The 16,056-nt window shown below is 41.5% G+C and carries 13 protein-coding genes; 1 reads left to right on the top strand and 12 read right to left on the bottom strand.

Going from position 1 to position 16,056, the window contains the following annotated elements; genetic code table 11:
* Positions 1-36 precede the first annotated feature (36 nt).
* The 9 genes from ACMUMQ_RS11295 to ACMUMQ_RS11255 all read right to left on the bottom strand — a co-directional run bounded on the left by ACMUMQ_RS11295 (position 37) and on the right by ACMUMQ_RS11255 (position 11,516).
* Positions 37-1,092, bottom strand: coding sequence for an aldo/keto reductase (locus ACMUMQ_RS11295; RefSeq protein WP_414682094.1), 1,056 nt, complete (start codon positions 1,090-1,092; stop codon positions 37-39).
* Positions 1,093-1,212: 120 nt separating this feature from the next.
* Complete coding sequence (locus ACMUMQ_RS11290) at positions 1,213-2,400, bottom strand: cytochrome-c peroxidase (RefSeq protein WP_414682093.1); 1,188 nt, start codon at positions 2,398-2,400, stop codon at positions 1,213-1,215.
* 163 nt (positions 2,401-2,563) lie between these two features.
* Positions 2,564-2,821, bottom strand: coding sequence for a cell division topological specificity factor MinE (gene minE, locus ACMUMQ_RS11285; RefSeq protein ID WP_414682092.1), 258 nt, complete (start codon positions 2,819-2,821; stop codon positions 2,564-2,566).
* Position 2,822: 1 nt separating this feature from the next.
* A complete protein-coding gene (gene minD, locus ACMUMQ_RS11280; RefSeq protein WP_414682091.1) occupies positions 2,823-3,632 on the bottom strand; it encodes a septum site-determining protein MinD in 810 nt (269 codons plus the stop codon).
* Positions 3,633-3,686: 54 nt separating this feature from the next.
* The gene (gene minC / locus ACMUMQ_RS11275; RefSeq protein ID WP_414682090.1) at positions 3,687-4,412 is read right to left on the bottom strand and encodes a septum site-determining protein MinC; all 726 of its coding nucleotides are present in this window, start codon (positions 4,410-4,412) and stop codon (positions 3,687-3,689) included.
* Between the two features lie 310 nt (positions 4,413-4,722).
* A complete protein-coding gene (locus ACMUMQ_RS11270) occupies positions 4,723-8,421 on the bottom strand; it encodes an AAA family ATPase (protein WP_414682089.1) in 3,699 nt (1,232 codons plus the stop codon).
* A complete protein-coding gene (locus tag ACMUMQ_RS11265; RefSeq protein ID WP_414682087.1) occupies positions 8,418-9,818 on the bottom strand; it encodes an exonuclease SbcCD subunit D C-terminal domain-containing protein in 1,401 nt (466 codons plus the stop codon). The genes ACMUMQ_RS11270 and ACMUMQ_RS11265 overlap by 4 nt, the downstream gene beginning before the upstream one ends.
* Positions 9,819-9,943: 125 nt before the next feature.
* Positions 9,944-10,534: a YrbL family protein gene (locus ACMUMQ_RS11260; RefSeq protein ID WP_414682086.1), complete on the bottom strand. Its 591-nt coding sequence runs from the start codon at positions 10,532-10,534 to the stop codon at positions 9,944-9,946.
* A gap of 151 nt (positions 10,535-10,685) precedes the next feature.
* Positions 10,686-11,516 carry a 2Fe-2S iron-sulfur cluster binding domain-containing protein gene (locus tag ACMUMQ_RS11255; RefSeq protein WP_414682085.1) on the bottom strand — a complete coding sequence of 277 codons (831 nt, stop codon included), beginning with the start codon at positions 11,514-11,516 and terminating at the stop codon, positions 10,686-10,688.
* 171 nt (positions 11,517-11,687) lie between these two features.
* On the opposite strand from ACMUMQ_RS11255, the gene gloA reads away from it, so the two are divergent.
* On the top strand, positions 11,688-12,215 hold the full coding sequence (gene gloA, locus ACMUMQ_RS11250) for a lactoylglutathione lyase (protein ID WP_414682084.1): 528 nt from the start codon (positions 11,688-11,690) through the stop codon (positions 12,213-12,215).
* Between the two features lie 99 nt (positions 12,216-12,314).
* On the opposite strand, the gene ACMUMQ_RS11245 is transcribed toward gloA, so the two are convergent.
* The 3 genes from ACMUMQ_RS11245 to ACMUMQ_RS11235 all read right to left on the bottom strand — a co-directional run bounded on the left by ACMUMQ_RS11245 (position 12,315) and on the right by ACMUMQ_RS11235 (position 15,805).
* Positions 12,315-13,790 (bottom strand): aminoacyl-histidine dipeptidase, encoded by a 1,476-nt coding sequence (locus ACMUMQ_RS11245; RefSeq protein ID WP_414682083.1) that lies wholly within the window; start codon positions 13,788-13,790, stop codon positions 12,315-12,317.
* Between the two features lie 204 nt (positions 13,791-13,994).
* Positions 13,995-14,621 carry a GntR family transcriptional regulator gene (locus ACMUMQ_RS11240; RefSeq protein WP_414682082.1) on the bottom strand — a complete coding sequence of 209 codons (627 nt, stop codon included), beginning with the start codon at positions 14,619-14,621 and terminating at the stop codon, positions 13,995-13,997.
* Between the two features lie 11 nt (positions 14,622-14,632).
* On the bottom strand, positions 14,633-15,805 hold the full coding sequence (locus ACMUMQ_RS11235) for a benzoate/H(+) symporter BenE family transporter (protein WP_414682081.1): 1,173 nt from the start codon (positions 15,803-15,805) through the stop codon (positions 14,633-14,635).
* Between the last annotated feature and the right edge of the window lie 251 nt (positions 15,806-16,056).

The raw sequence follows: 16,056 nt of genomic DNA, 5'->3' as shown, positions 1-16,056 counted from the left end.
AAATAACCTAGGGAAGGTACGAACACGCCCTGGATATTAAAACGGTACAGGATATTCCCGAAATACAGACATAACATCCGCAAGAACCTCATCAGACAAAGCCAAGTCAAAAGCACTCATATCTTCTTTCAACTGTTCTAATGAAGTCGCACCAATAATGGTTGAACTTACACCATCAACCTGATCACACCAAGCCAAAGCCAACTGAGCCGCACTCAAGCCATGCTTCTTGGCAACCTCAACATATCCAGCAACCGCTTTCTCTACTTGTTGAGTATCGCGGAACAGACCATTGCGTTGCGCAAAGCTCCAACGACTGCCTTCAGGGCGAGCACCACCAAGATACTTGCCAGTTAACGCACCCGCAGCCAAAGGTGACCAAGGTAAATAGGCAACGTCTTCATGAACGCAATTTTCAATCAAATAAGGCCAGTCTTTCGCATGTAATAAGCTAAACTCATTTTGAATCGAAGCCACTCTTGGCAAGTCATACTTATCACTTAAACGAATGTATTCATTAATTCCCCAAGTGCTGTCATCAGACAAACCAAAATGGCGAATTTTCCCTGCTTTTATGCACTTAGCAATGCCTTGCAAAATATCAAGCATTTGGGCCGAGTGGGCATCACGATCCACATTAGAAAACGAAATATGACCTGGAAAATGCTTCGCAAAATGCGGTGTCGTACGATTTGGCCAATGAAGTTGGTATAAGTCAATGTAATCTGTTTGCAAGCGCTTTAAAGAAGCATCAACAGCAGCGACAACAGCATCACCGGTAATTGGGCCGCCATCACGAATATAATGTAAACCAGGGCCAGCAATTTTTGTTGCCAAGATCATTTCGCCACGACGAGACGGATTACGAGATAGCCAGTCACCAATAATAGTTTCTGTTTTTCCATAGGATTCTGGAGTCGGTGGAACAGAATACATTTCGGCGGTATCAAAGAAATTAATACCGTTTGCTAAGGCATATTCAATTTGAACATCAGCATCAGCCTGATTATTTTGAGTACCCCATGTCATGGTACCCAAACAAACTCGAGAGACCTCTAAGCCTGTTCGACCAAGTGGCGAATATTTCATCATTTATGTCCTTTATATTTGAGTGACACATTAAAAGCGCCACAAAATAAATCAAAGGATCAATGTAATAAAATTTTCGCCATCAAGCCAGTTTTATCAATGAAAACAATAAGGAGCTTAGCTTTAAGGTTTCGATTCCAACAAGGGCTCATATCGCTTGTCCGTTAATGTTTTCAAGAAAGCAACAATGGCATCCACTCTTTGATCTGGTAAAGCTGGGCCCACTTCCAAGTCTGCAAAGTCTATATTTTCTGCCACCTCAGGTTCACCCCAGGGCTTACCCGTTTCAGGATTAATGGTGCGAGTTGGATTGTTGTATTTATCGTAAAATAGAACCACTGTACGTAAATCCTGAAACACACCGTTATGCATATAAGGCCCTGTGACCGCAACATTCCTCAAGGAAGGCACTTTAAACTTACCTGCTTGAGATGGGTCTGTAATCTCTGGATGATCCAACAACCCTTGATCAATTAAGCCATTATTATGAGCCGTTAAAGGCGCATTGGCAGGCACACCTATGTTGCGATACTCAAAGTTTGTAAAGGTTTCTTGATCATAAAATGGGGAAGGATTTAATTGATGACAAGCATTGCAATTCGTAAACTGCTGAGAGAAGAATAATGTCTTACCCAACTCTTCTTCTGGTGTGAATTTATCCTCGCCACGCAATACACGGTCGTATTTTGAATCAAAAGGCATAAATAGAGCCGTTTTTTCAAAAGTGGCAATCGCATCCGCAATGGCGACATAACCCTTCTCTGAGTCTTCTAAAATTCCGTCACCGTATAAATCATTAAACAATGACACATACCGCTGATTTTCTTTCACTCTATCAACAACTGCAGCGCCATCAGGCAACGCCATTTCCAGAGGATTCACAAACGGGCCTTGTGCTTGCTCCACTAGATCAGACGATCGGCCATCTAAAAATTGACCACCACGATATTCACCATCTTTCATACGATGAAATGGTGGGGAAAAAGCCGCATAAGCTGCCGTCGGTGTATTACGAGTCCCTACAGATTGACTATCACTACCCAATGAAACCGCACCAGAAAAAACATCGTTTCTTTTATCGACAAAGCCATTCGCAATATCGTGACAAGTCGCACAGGATTGATTCCTCTCTTTTGATAGATTTGTATCAAAGAACAATTGAGAGCCCAAAAGCGCTTTAGGGTCTGTAAGCGGAATCGGAAGTTCGTGGGTAGCTTTAGTGGCTTTAGGTTGAGGAGCAACCTGCTTAGGTTCACTGCATGCAGAAAGAAATAGAGAAACGGCAATCACACCAAGAGAAAAGCGTAGCATTGTATTTTAGCCATCAAATAAATAAGTCGTGGAATAATACACCCATGCCGAATTTGAGTAAAACGCGGACAATTATTCTCATTAACTTAGACGTAAAAAAAGCGCCCAACTAGATCCAAATCAAGAAAATAGTGAGGCGCTTTCTCAGTGCAAGACAAAAAGTTTAATTCTGATCAGGCAAGGTAACATTCAACTCTAGCACCGAGCAATCGTCAGTGTTATCAAGCTGTATTTGGACATCTTCACTGCCAATTTGCACGTACTTACGGATAACATCAATAATCTCTTGTTGCATCTGAGGTAAGTAATCAGGCTGATGTCGCTTAGTACGCTCGTGAGCCACAATAATTTGCAAACGGTCTTTTGCTACAGAAGCCGAACTAGGTGAATTTTTACTTTTAAAGTAATCAAAAATGCCCACTCTAACCTCCTAACAAACGTTTTATAAAACCTTTCTTCTGAACAGTCAAAAAGCGTAAAGGACGCTCTTCACCCATCAGACGGTCTACTGCATCCATGTAGGCTTGACCCGCTTCAGATTCTGTATCCAGAATAACAGGAGCACCTTGGTTCGATGCTTTAAGCACGGCTTCCGATTCAGGAATCACACCTAACAAAGGAATCGCTAAAATGTCTTCAACATCAGAAACGCTCAACATCTCACCTAGCTCAACACGCTCAGGATGATAACGAGTCAATAATAAGAACTCTTCGATTGGATCAGCACCCTCTTCTGCTCGTTTAGACTTACTTTGCAAGATACCAAGAATACGGTCAGAGTCACGAACAGATGACACTTCAGGATTGGTCACTACGATTGCAGCATCAGCAAAATACAAGGCCATTTGAGCGCCTTTTTCGATTCCTGCTGGCGAATCACAGATGATGTAATCAAACTCTTTAGAAAGCTCTTCCAAGACTTCCTGAACACCTTCAATTGTTAAGGCATCTTTATCACGAGTCTGAGACGCTGGTAGGATATACAAATCCTTAGTGCGTTTATCCTTAATCAGGGCTTGCGTTAAAGTTGCTTCCTTATTAATGACGTTTACAAAATCATAAACAACACGGCGCTCACATCCCATGATCAAATCAAGATTTCGTAAGCCCACATCAAAATCGATAATGACGGTTTTATGCCCTTTCAACGCAATACCAGTACCAATTGCTGCACTGGATGTTGTCTTGCCGACCCCCCCTTTTCCTGAGGTGACCACTATAATTTTTGCCAATGTTATATCCCCCGATAACCCCAAACAGAGTACATCAAAATAATCTAATAAATACTAAAGCGGTGTAATTTCCAAACTATCGTCAACTAATAGCACTTGAGCGCTATCTTTCCAAACAATATCTTGCAACGCATCGCTCAACATAAAATTGCCTGCGATTGAAACCAGTTCAGCCTCCATACTCTTACAAAAAATTCGTGCTTCTATATCTCCTTTTACACCAGCCAAAGCTCGACCTCGCAATGGGCCATACACATGAATGTTGCCATCGGCCAAAACCTCTGCCCCAGCACTGACTTGAGCTAAAATAATCAAATCGCCTTCCGCGTAAACTTGTTGACCAGAGCGAATTGGCTTAGTGACAACTTTAGTTGCTTGAGGCACTAAACGCTCTTCCACAACTGTTTTTACAACGACATCTGGACTTACTTCTTCTTTTACTTCTGGCACGGTTTGTATCGCCCGCGCTTTGCTGGCAGGCAATAATGGAATGCTAACTGAGCCTTTCCACACAGGTAAATTTTCAGGATGACAACGCCAACCGATAACGCCAAGCCCAAGAGCACTCACCGAGCGAATTAAAGCTTCAAATTCATCTAGGGTAATGCCGCGCTTCATTTTTGAAATATCAATAATGATAGGCGCCTGATTAAAAAAATGTGGCACCTGTTCAATTTTTTTCTTTAGGTGAAAAGTAATGTCATCTAGCGAAAATGTCTGAACTTCTAACAATATTGTCGTAACAACGCTTCCTTTGAGTTGGAAGCCTGAGTCTGCCATGCAAACAGTCCTTTTTTTAAATTCTTTAGTACGGCTAATTCGTATAAAAGACACGAATCATCTCGATTAGCATACAGAAATCTATTCTATCAAGCTGAATGATTAAAGAAAGACACCAAAACAGAGTCTTTACACTCTCTCAAATATTGGTCTTGCTCTCTAATAGTGCCAAGAATAACGCATAATGCTCAATAATAAACGAAACTTTAACCATTTGATTTATTTAAATTTTTACAACTTACTTACATACTTGTTCCCATTAATCTGGGGAAAACTTTTGCACCATAAAAAACCGCTGTAAAAATGCCGTTTAATCCGCCGAATGTACCGCAAATTCCGGCGCTAAACGACTCACGCCTAAGCCACTTTGCTTCGTCAGCTTAATTTGCACAGGAATACGCTCTTTCAATGCACTAATATGGCTGATGATTCCAATGGTCTTCCCTGAGGAATGTAAGTTATCCAAAGCATCTAAAGCAGACTCTAATGTTTCACTATCCAAAGTGCCAAATCCTTCATCCAGAAACAAAGAGTCAATGCTGGTTTTATGGGAAACCAAATCAGAAAGTGCCAACGCTAACGCCAAGCTCACCAAGAAAGATTCTCCGCCAGACAAGGTTTTTGTGTCCCGAGATGCATTTGCTTGCCAAGTATCCACCACGGCCAATGACAAAGCCTCTTCCTGTCTTTTCAGCTGATAACGACGATGTAACACATTCAGATGCTGATTTGCCAAATACACCAAATGATCCAAAGTCAGGCTTTGCGCAAAACGTCGGAATTTCGCACCATCCGAAGAACCTATCAAATGATTTAATCGTTCAAGATGAACCACTTCTTCCCGCAAAATTCGCAATTCTTCTACAGACGCTTTTGCTTGCTCTCGACGCTGTTTTTCCTCTTCAATCTTATTCGCTACTTCCCCCCAATTTCTATTGAGCAATTGTCGTTGATTTTCTAATTGCTCAACCAGCACAGATAACTCTTCAAGAGAGTTTGTGTCTATTACATCACTTATGGGTTTGTTATTAATGTGTGACGCTAAAGAAGTTTCCGCCTGCTTTAACAATGCAGCTTGTCGCGTGTTTACATCTTTTAACTCACTATAAGTCTGCTGCAAAGCAATAAGCTCATCATGAGATAAACACGCCATTTTCCAGGATGAAACATCTTCAAAACCTTTCTCTTTAAGCACACCTTGCCAAGCAGACTCTGCAGTTTCCAATTCAGCTTTTAGAGCTTGCAAAGATTTATCAAGCGCCTTCAACGTCGCCTCTGATGCAGCCAATGTTTTCTGAATCTGTTCGTGCTCTTTTGAAATAGAATCTAATGCTGATCGGCAGGATTCTAAAGACGCTTGGGCATCAGAACGATATTGAACAAGTGTTTTTTCACCTAACTTTTCAAAAAGACTCTTATCAATCGTTGCCAGTTCATTTTTCAAATCCGTTAGTTGAACTTGTATTTGCTCTAGCTCTACAGCATTGTCACTCACACGTGATTCTAACGACGTGATTTCATAACCTAACTGGTCAACTTGCTGGCGCTGCACATCAAGGTTATTCTTGGCTGCTCTCCATGACTGCAAAGAAGTCTGTAATGCCAACAAAGAATCACTCAAAGGCGATACAAGATACTTTTCTGGAACACCTGCAGATTGAATGGAAGCAATTAAGGATTGAGTAACCCGATCTTTTTCTTGAGTGATTTTCTGCTGCTCATCCAACTTGCTATCAAAAGCCTGACGAAGCAATCGACCTTGAGATTCTTGCTGCTGAAGTTGCAATTCTATCTTCTGCAGCTCAGCCTTCACGTTATTAAACTCTTCTTCCAAAACCAATCGCTGCTGATGCTTTTCCAAAACAGCCTTGTTGGTTTCAGTCACTTGAATCCAATCTTTTTGCACGGCTTCCACTGTCGCTTTAACCGTCGTTTCCTCAAGCACTTCGACCGCATCAATTGCCAAACGATTTAATAGCGTAAACAGTGATGCTTCTAAATCCTCCAAGGCTGCTATTAAAGATTGTCTCTGCTCAAGACGCACTTCTTTTTCGCTGGCGGATACTTTCTGGTCAGACTTTAACGCCAAACCGGATTGCTTAAGCGCTTCCAATTCAGCTTGTAAAGCACCCAATCTTTGCTGATTTTCAACATTGGTTGCTTGATGCAAGGCATGACCTAAATCGTGTTCGGTAGAACCACATAAAGGACAATGATCATGCTCAGCTAAGTTCTCTCTTAGTGTATTTAGCGCGACAATATGGCGCTCTGCATCCACCAGCTTGGTAAGATCTGAACAATGATGGCTTTTCTCTTTATAGGTTTTTCGCTGTTGTGAAAGCTGCTCTTCTTGTTGAATAACTTTGTTTTCCAACGCTTGAATCGTGTCATTCAAATTACCAAGTTCAATTTGCTTCGCTTGATACAGTTGATATTGTTGAACAAGCTCTTGAGCTTTCTGCTGCCTTGAATCTAATTCACGAACATGTTCTTGCCACTCATTCAATTCACGGCCGGAGGAAAGATGTAAATAGTCTGCAAGGGTATTTTTTAGCTGTTGTTCCAAATTAGCGACAAGACTGCTTTGTTGCTCTTTTTGATCTTTACTGGCAGCAAAAGTTTTAAGTGCAGCATCTAGCGCATTTTTCGATGTGGCAATATCAGCCGCCAAATTCATTAGAACTTGATCCTGCGCCTGAATAGAGTCTTGTTGGTATTGCCAGTTTGATAACTGCGCTTCAATTTGCTCAGGTGCTTGCCATTCTGACAAGCTGGCTTCGCTCTGCTGACAGAGTAATTGACCCTGCTTGAGCTTTTCTTTTAAGGCCTCTAACTCTTTTGAACTAGATTGATACTTTTGATTCAGCTCTTCGTGGCGCTTGTTAACGCCAATTAGCTGCTCATTAATATTTTCACGGCGAGAAACCAAAGGTTGAATAACATTGGTTACTTCGTCATTCAACTTTCCCCATTGTTGAGCTTGCTCATCATACGCCAATTTAGAGGCTTTCACCTGCCCTTCAAGTACTTCGGCAGTGGAGGCTTGCTCTGTTTGTTGCTGAAGCGCTACGGCTTTTTCTTGTTCAAGCTCAGTTGCTCGCTTGACCATTTTCATCAGCTCGTCATATTGAGACTGCAGACTATTAGCCGTTTCCGCTTTATTCAATAAGACTAATTTAGGCTGAAAGTTTTCTAGCGCAGCGATTGCATCCAAACTTTGCTGTTTAGTTTGTGCCAATTGTTTCGTTAGATGAGACTCTGTTTGACGCCACTCTAAACTTTGCTGATGCTGCTTGAAACTCTGAGCAAGCGTTTTATCCTGCCCTTCATATTCCTTTTCTTTCTGAACCAAAGCATCAAGTTCATCATTGCTTAGTAATTTCCGCTGGGCATTAATGGCTTCTAATTGGGTGATTTTTACCTTTTCAGTTTTGTGCTTTTCGAAAACCCATTTAGAAACCTGCCCATAAATTTCTGTACCGGTAAGTTCTTCCAATAAGGAAGCCCTATCATTCGCTTTTGCATTAAGAAAAGCAGAAAAACCACCTTGCGCTAGCAACATAGATTTTGTAAAACGAGAGAAATCTAATCCTGTTATTTCTGCAATTTTATCGTTTTTTTCATTCACTTTATTAGTGATTATAACCCCATCAATATCACTCAACTCACAATAAATAGGTTGCAGCTTTCCTTCGCTACTGCCGTGCGCACGTCGTTGACTCCAAAATGCACGATAGCCTTTACCTTTAACTTCAAACTCTACTTCCGCAAGACAGTCTGAGGTGTATCGGGTCATCACTTCATTTTCACTTTGCGATACGGTATCTATTCTTGGCGTTCGATGATACAAAGCCAAACAAATCGCATCGAGTAAGGTAGACTTACCAGCGCCTGTTGGCCCAACAATGGCAAAAACACCAGCGTCATCAAAAGGCGCTTTAGTAAAATCAATTTCCCACTCACCTTTTAATGAATTTAGATTTTTCAGTCGAAGCTTACAAATTTTCATGCTTGCTCCTCTTCATGACTTTCACTGTCTTCTTCACTGTTCTTTTTAGCCTTTTCTGGATGAGCGTTTTCACTCGCTTCGACATCGTCAGATAACCCATTTTGAGACTCTTCCATTTCAGCAAGACAAACATGAAATAGTTTTGTCAGAGTCTTCGCTTCTTCCTGCTCAATGTCCAAATTAGCTTGCAGGCTTTTCTCAAAAACATCGCCAACCGTTAACTCAGACAAGGTTTGGCGAGATTCAAAAGCGTCAGTCTTTTTCTCCAAAGCGCTTTTTCGCATCACTCGCAGCAGCTCAATCGGTTTATCGTCGATCACTTCCATTATGCGTTTCTGCACATCGCTCAAATAATCATCCGCAATGATAGTCACCTCTAACCAAAGCATCTGACCTGACGCTAAGCCTTTTACAAGACCTTGTTCATTAAGCTGCTTTGTCACCTCTTTTAAACTTCCTTTCAGGCTCGCCATTGGCTGAAACATAGGAATATTCACTAATTGAATCGGCCCTACTTTGCTTTCTTCAGACTCACCAGCGAAAAGATCTCCCATTACAGGTTGCTCTTCCTCCTCCAGCTCTTCTACAAATAAATCCGTATCAAGAATCACAAGTGTTTTTTCTCGCCCTAATTCGTCAAAGCTCAATGGAATTGGCGAGCCGCTATAGCGAAAGCGACCATCTTTGGTAATCGCCTGCGCTCGGTGAATATGTCCAAGGGCAAGATAATCAAAGGCAGGAAATACAGACGTTGGCAAGGCTTCTAACGTTCCCACATAAAGATCACGAACCGATTCACTGACTTGGCCACCCATCGCAGTAAGATGACCCGTTCCAATAATCGGCACAGGGGTTTTCAATGTTTTATTCTTCTCACTAGCAAGCAGGTAAACTTGCTGATAAAAATCACTTATGTGTTGCAGCAACCCCACTTTCTTATCTTGCTCTGATTGACCAGACAGACTCTTCATCACATCTTTAGGGCGCAGATAAGGCACAGCACAAACCCAAGCAGCGATCTCACCTTGCTTGTTCATCAATGGGATAACATGGGATTCAATATCATCAAGGTTAGCTTGGCTGGAGACTTGGGTATCTAGATAAGAAAGGAGGCTTTTTGATTCATTGAGCATGCTCACAGAATCATGATTTCCAGCCACAATGACTAACTGACAGGCTCGTGCTTTCATGTCTAACACAAGCTGGTGATACATTTCACGGGCATAACTTGGCGGTGAGCCAGTATCAAAAATATCACCAGCCACAATCACCGCATCAATATCTTCTTTGTCCACCAGCGCCAACAACCAATCGATAAAAGCTCTATGCTCATCACGGCGGGACTTCCCCATAAAATGCTGACCAAGATGCCAATCAGAGGTGTGTAGGATTTTCATGCATCACCTATTCAGAAATAAAATATGAAAGGTAGCAATAGTAAGGAAGTGGAAGTGCGATACAAGGGATTATTAAAGTTATTCATATAGAAGAGGTATGAATAACCTTAAAGATAGAGACAAATCTAGCGATATGGTGTCAATAAAGGAAACACATTTTTATACTTACCAAACCATTTTCTAAGTCTTCTGTTCCACATTCTTTCAATTTTCTTTCTTCCAAAATAGGCAAAATGGCAAATTGGAATAAAGTCATTGTGGCCAACACCATCAATTACTTTCAAGTGAAAATCTGTTTCGCTATTTTTTTGTAACAAAATATTAGATGGGTTCAAATCTCTGTATATGATGTTTTGCTCCCATAGGTGTTGCTTCAACTCCTCTAGTGCATACGCTATATAATTATTGATTTCTGGGATATCTTGCTTCAAATAAAAATCAATCGACTTTGAAATTTTCCCATCACAATCGCGCACTAAGTTAAACACAGCACCTAAGCCAAAATTTGTTTCTTCTGTCTTAACAAAGGGAACAACATACTCCCAACTCGCGCCAACTTTCTCTAAATGTTTAAAATAACGAATTTCACGAGTTTGATTTTTCAAAGGGCTAGTCGGATGTAAAATTTTGACGCATTGGTTTTGTTTCATTGGATGTTGGTAACAACTTCTAATCACCCCTTTACCTATCAATAAGTTGTCATCAAGCTCTAACATAATAACCTCACCCAAAAACCATACATTAAATTCATATAATCTTCATTTTAAAGTAATGGTTTTGTCATGAACAGCCATAGCAGATATGTTTTTAAAGTTATAAAGCGCCGAAAAAAGCAATAATTCAGTATATTTAACAAACTACAAAAAACTAACGAACAAAATGTAATTGCGAGGTTCGGATTCTAAAAGGACGAAGCGCTTGCTCCCAATCCTTTTCAGGTAAGTTTTGACCGTGATAAATAATATGTAATGACGTGCCTGATTCAGCGACCACCTTATTTAGAAAGGTAACAAAAGCCTCATCTTCTAATGGATGGCATAGACTTCCAGCAGCAAGTTTTAAAAATGCCACTTTTTGAGTAACAATTTCTCCTAAAGCCTCACGCCAATAAGGCTCAAACACACCATTATCAGCAGAAGACACAACCAGAACAGGAAAAGCACTCAAATCCATTTCATAAAGCAGGCGCCCTTTTCTTACGCCTGATAAAGTCTGAACACCTAATGAGTCGTTAATCGCAAACGCTTTCACTTTTTGCCACTCAGTCTTAGAAAACGCACTTCTCTGTAAAATAATTTTAAGCGGCGCACCGGCTTGATTTAATGCCATGCATTCAACAAAGTGGTGTGCTTTAGATGCAGATACGAACACTCGATCGCCAAAGGAGTCATCACTTGGACCTAACAGCGTTATCTCAACGTTAGAGTCATCGAGCGAATTCAAAGCCAAAATAGAAAACTCAACAGAAGCGGCAGGCGTTTGTGTACTTAACGCCATATCAGAAGATATCGATGTTTGGCAGGATAAAAGAGATTCACAGTTATTCAGGTCATAAAGACGACATGCACCACAGGCCCCCGCTCTGCAGCCGTAACGGACATCCGCACCCTGAGCTAACAAAGACGACAACAAATTGTCTCCAGTTTCTGCAGCGAAGACATCCGCATCTAATTTCACCGTCAATTCGTGAGAGTCCATTACCTCAACCTAACCAAATTATGATCTTGATATTATGCCACACTCTGATCATCGAGCCGCTTTTAAAACTGCATTAGGATGTTTAAATTCAGGCTATAGATGATTACCATAGAGCACACTATTTCACGCACCTCTATTTAGATTCTATTCACTTTCATCAAGGATTGTACGATGTCTAGCTATAACGAATCCCAAGAAGAAATCTCTCAAGCCACTAAAGGCTATGTACTGCAACAAACCATGTTGCGCATTAAAGACCCAGCTGTGTCGTTGGAGTTTTATCAAAAAGTATTAGGCATGAAGCTATTGGGAAAATACGACTTCCCAGCAATGCAATTTACGCTTTACTTCTTAGGCTATGAAAACGAAATACCAGAAGGCGACGATAAAACCAAAACCGAATGGGTTTTCCGTCGTCCTGCCTTAATTGAACTAACTCATAACTGGGGCAGCGAGAAAGATGAAAACTTCCCAGGCTACCATAATGGCAATGAGGACCCGCGTGGCTTTGGACACATAGGCATCAGCGTACCAGACGTGTATGCGGCCAGTGAACGCTTTGCCAAATACGATGTGGAATTTGTCAAAAAACCAGACGATGGTTCAATGAAAGGGTTGGCTTTCATTAAAGACCCAGACGGTTATTGGATTGAGATTCTATCCGCAGAAGGCATTACGGATATTATTCTCTCCCAATAACAGATACTTGAGTCACAATAGAAAATATTTAAAAAAGGGAGCTGTACTATTAGCTCCCTTTTTCTTGGTTGTCGCAGGCAAACTTACGACTAATATACTCTAAGCCGCCTTTGGTGTTGACGCCAATAAGGCCACGAGCAATCGCCAGAAATCCCCTACGGAATCAATTTCCATGCGTTCCGTCGGTGAGTGAGCGCCTCGAATGTTCGGGCCAAAAGACACCATTTCCATACCAGCGTATTTTGCACCAATGATGCCGCACTCTAACCCTGCGTGAATCACTTTCACATTGGCTTCTTGTCCCATCACTTCTTTATGAACATCAAGAAAATGCTTGAGCAAGCCCGCATTTGGGTCTGGTCTCCACCCCGGATAACCATTTTCTAAATTCACATCCGCATGAATCAAAGAAAAAGCGGATTTCGCTACATGAGCAAGATGTTCAACCGCAGAATCCACCAAAGAACGTACCAGCAAACAAGCATCAAATACCTTCTCGCCGTCTTTGGAATTCTTAAGATTAATCACACCAAGGTTACAAGATGTCTCTGTCACGCCGTCCAAATCCGCACTCATTCTATGTACACCATGAGGCGCGCAATAAATAGCGTTCAACAAAGCGTCTTTAGCATCGGCTTCCAATTCAGCATCCACTTCTGAGGGAACAAGAGAAACCAGCAACTTAGGTTCGGTACTAACAAATTCAGCCTGAGTGCGTCTTTCAAATTCAGTAACAAAGGCAAATAGCTTGGCTTCGTCCGTAGACTTAACATTGATAGTCGCGCTGGCATCACGAGAAATAGCATTACGTAAAGTGCCGCCAGTAAAACCACTCAGCCCAAAATCACATTCTTCTTTAAGCAGATTCAACAAACGAATCAACAAGACATTCGCACTCGCACGACCTTTATGGATGTCTAATCCAGAATGGCCGCCACGCAAACCAGAAACAACAATCTCAAAGGCTTTTTTATCCCCCTTCACGGGCAACGCCTTGTAATGTTTTTCTATGTTGATATCAACACCACCGGCACAACCTATGTACACATCACCACGATCTTCGGAGTCTAAATTCAGTAAAATTTTGCCTTTTAAAATGCCTTTTTCTAACTGCAAAGCACCACGTAAACTGGTTTCTTCTTCTATGGTAAAAAGCGCTTCAATTGGCCCGTGAGACAAGTCCGTCGATTCCAATACCGCCATCGCCGCCGCAACACCGATACCATTGTCTGCACCCAGTGTTGTGCCTGTCGCATGAACCCAACCATCGATAACCTGAGTCACAATTGGGTCTTTGGTGAAATCATGATCCACATCGGCATTTTTCTGCGCCACCATATCCAAATGGCCTTGTAGCACAACGGTTTCCCTGTCTTCCATGCCATTCGATGCGGCTTTACGAATCAAAAGGTTTCCAGCAGGGTCAACATAGGTTTCTAACCCTAAAGACGTCGCCCATTGAATAAGATGATCTCTCAACTGTGCTTCGTAATAAGAGGGTCTTGGAGTATTACATAAGGTTTGAAAATGTCGCCAAATCGCACTGGGTTGTAAGGTATTCAATACTTGGTTCATGGAGCTCCCTTCAAATCGTTAAAACAATATGAAAACAACAGTAAAGAAGAGCAAGGATTGAGGCAATCGAAATAAAGATAGGACTGATAGAGAAAACGTATGTATGAGCTTTAAACGTAACAAGCAAAAAGCAAACATCGCAATGTTAGTATTATTGTTGAAATAAAAAAACAGCCTTATCCTAAAAAATTTAACAGGCTCTTCTTATTGAGGAGATTGGCTCTTTAGATATTCGGTTAATAACTTCCCTGCTTCTTCTATATGCTGCTGCAAAAAGATCAATGCACCCTGTTTATCATTTTGCTCTATAAGCCATAACAACTCTTCGTGCTGCTGCTCACTTTCAACTCGGTATCCTAAAGGCCCATATTGAAAACCAAGATAACGAATGACTTTCTCATTTAACCCTTCAACAACCTGATGCAACGCCACTCTGTTTGCCGCTTGATACAACACACTATGAAAATGCCAATTCATCTCACCATACTGGATAAGAGATAAACTCTCTTGATTTAGCTCCGATAAAATAAGCCTAGCCGCTTTCAATTCCGTTTCACCAATGTGGTCAAAGGCCATTTCAAACAGAAGGCACTCTAACCTTGATCTCATCAAATAAAGATCTTCCGCTTCTTCCCAACGAAATTCAGGAACCATAACACCTGCTTTTCCATGAGGTGATAACCACCCTTCTGCCTTTAACGACAAAAGCGCATCACGAATCGGAATTCGGCTCACCTTATATCGCTCGGACAACTCAACCTGACGCAGAGGAACACCTCTAGGTAATTGATTATTGAGTATGTCTCCTTTAATCGCCTCTTTAATATTCATAAGTAAACTGACTACTTGGCCTTTATGTTTGAAATCAGCAAGCAAATAACGCCAAACACAATCCCCCAAAACGCGGAAGCAATACCAAAAAATGAAACACCTGAAACTGTCACCAGAAATGTAATTAAAGCCGCCTCTCTATTCCCATCGTCCACCATTGCATTTTTCAAATTCATACCTATCGTTCCCAGTAAAGCAATACCGGCTAAAGCCGCAATCATTGCCGCTGGAAAAATAGCAAACAAAGCCACAACAGAAGAGCTGGCCAATCCTGCAACTAGATAGAAAACACCCGCTGACAACCCTGCCACATAACGGCGCTCTGGGTCTTTATGACATTCCTCACCAGAACAAATAGCCGCCGTAATGGCCGCTAAATTAAAAGCAAAACCACCCAATGGAGCTAACACAATTGACGCCACGCCAGTCCAACTGATCAAAGGCGAAACAGGTGTTTGATAACCACTACTGCGCATAACAGCAACGCCTGGAACATTTTGTGACGTCATGGTGACAATATACAAAGGCAAACCAATGCCAATTAATGCACTCACATTCCACTCAGGCCAAACCCACACTAAGGCACCCAATTCAAAAGGAATATCTGAAAAAAGACGACCATTTGATTCAGCTACGGCAAATGACACACCTGCTGCCAAAACAAATAGAACAGCATAACGAGGCATAAGTCGCTTACATACTAAGTAAGTCATCAACATGATTCCGACCAAAAATACATGACTGCCCATGGCGTCAAAAACAGATAACCCAAATTGAAACAACACCCCAGCCAACATGGCGCAAGCAATAGGAAGCGGAACTAAACGCATCATTTTGTCAAAGAAGCCAGAGATACCAGTCAATACAGTGAGAACGCCTGCAAACACAAAAACACCAATTGCTTCGGCATAACTTATAGAACCTAAGCTTGTCGCCAATAAAGCGGCCCCCGGTGTAGACCAGGCAGTAATAACAGGGGCGCGATACCACAAGGAAAGAAAGAAACAGGTGGCTCCCATACCAAAACCGAGCGCCATGATCCAAGAAACAATGACATGAGCATCTGCTCCTGCTGATTGAGCAGCCTGAAAGACAATCGCAACAGAACTCGCAAAACCAATAAGAACAGCAACAAAACCCGCGACTACCGCACTTAAACTACAATCATTAAGAATCCGTAACATGGTCACCTCTTGTTATACATGACATGAAAAGCCGCATTATATTTAGAGCATGCATTTTTGTATACATTTTTTACACTCATTGCATATTCACTATATAATTAATTGATATACATGCCAGATATTAGAAATATCTAGATTCTTAGCTAGATCTATACTTGAAGAGGCATTAAGTAAACTCTGGAAGTTACTTTTTCTTTCTAAAGTAACGAGCGTCACCTCTTAGAATCCCTAGGCTTTTATGACATAATTGA

Origin of the sequence: Marinomonas algae (assembly GCF_047525555.1) — a bacterium.
Taxonomy (GTDB): domain Bacteria; phylum Pseudomonadota; class Gammaproteobacteria; order Pseudomonadales; family Marinomonadaceae; genus Marinomonas.
The sequence above is the reverse complement of the archived record's forward strand: the minus strand, read 5'-3'. Positions and strand labels throughout refer to the sequence as shown.

Coding starts and splice junctions, on each gene's coding strand:
- ACMUMQ_RS11295 (WP_414682094.1), bottom strand. CDS start 1,092: ATGATGAAATATTCGCCACTTGGTCGAACAGGCTTAGAGGTCTCTCGA.
- ACMUMQ_RS11290 (WP_414682093.1), bottom strand. CDS start 2,400: ATGCTACGCTTTTCTCTTGGTGTGATTGCCGTTTCTCTATTTCTTTCT.
- minC (WP_414682090.1), bottom strand. CDS start 4,412: ATGGCAGACTCAGGCTTCCAACTCAAAGGAAGCGTTGTTACGACAATA.
- ACMUMQ_RS11270 (WP_414682089.1), bottom strand. CDS start 8,421: ATGAAAATTTGTAAGCTTCGACTGAAAAATCTAAATTCATTAAAAGGT.
- ACMUMQ_RS11265 (WP_414682087.1), bottom strand. CDS start 9,818: ATGAAAATCCTACACACCTCTGATTGGCATCTTGGTCAGCATTTTATG.
- ACMUMQ_RS11260 (WP_414682086.1), bottom strand. CDS start 10,534: ATGTTAGAGCTTGATGACAACTTATTGATAGGTAAAGGGGTGATTAGA.
- ACMUMQ_RS11255 (WP_414682085.1), bottom strand. CDS start 11,516: ATGGACTCTCACGAATTGACGGTGAAATTAGATGCGGATGTCTTCGCT.
- gloA (WP_414682084.1), top strand. CDS start 11,688: ATGTCTAGCTATAACGAATCCCAAGAAGAAATCTCTCAAGCCACTAAA.
- ACMUMQ_RS11245 (WP_414682083.1), bottom strand. CDS start 13,790: ATGAACCAAGTATTGAATACCTTACAACCCAGTGCGATTTGGCGACAT.
- ACMUMQ_RS11240 (WP_414682082.1), bottom strand. CDS start 14,621: ATGAATATTAAAGAGGCGATTAAAGGAGACATACTCAATAATCAATTA.
- ACMUMQ_RS11235 (WP_414682081.1), bottom strand. CDS start 15,805: ATGTTACGGATTCTTAATGATTGTAGTTTAAGTGCGGTAGTCGCGGGT.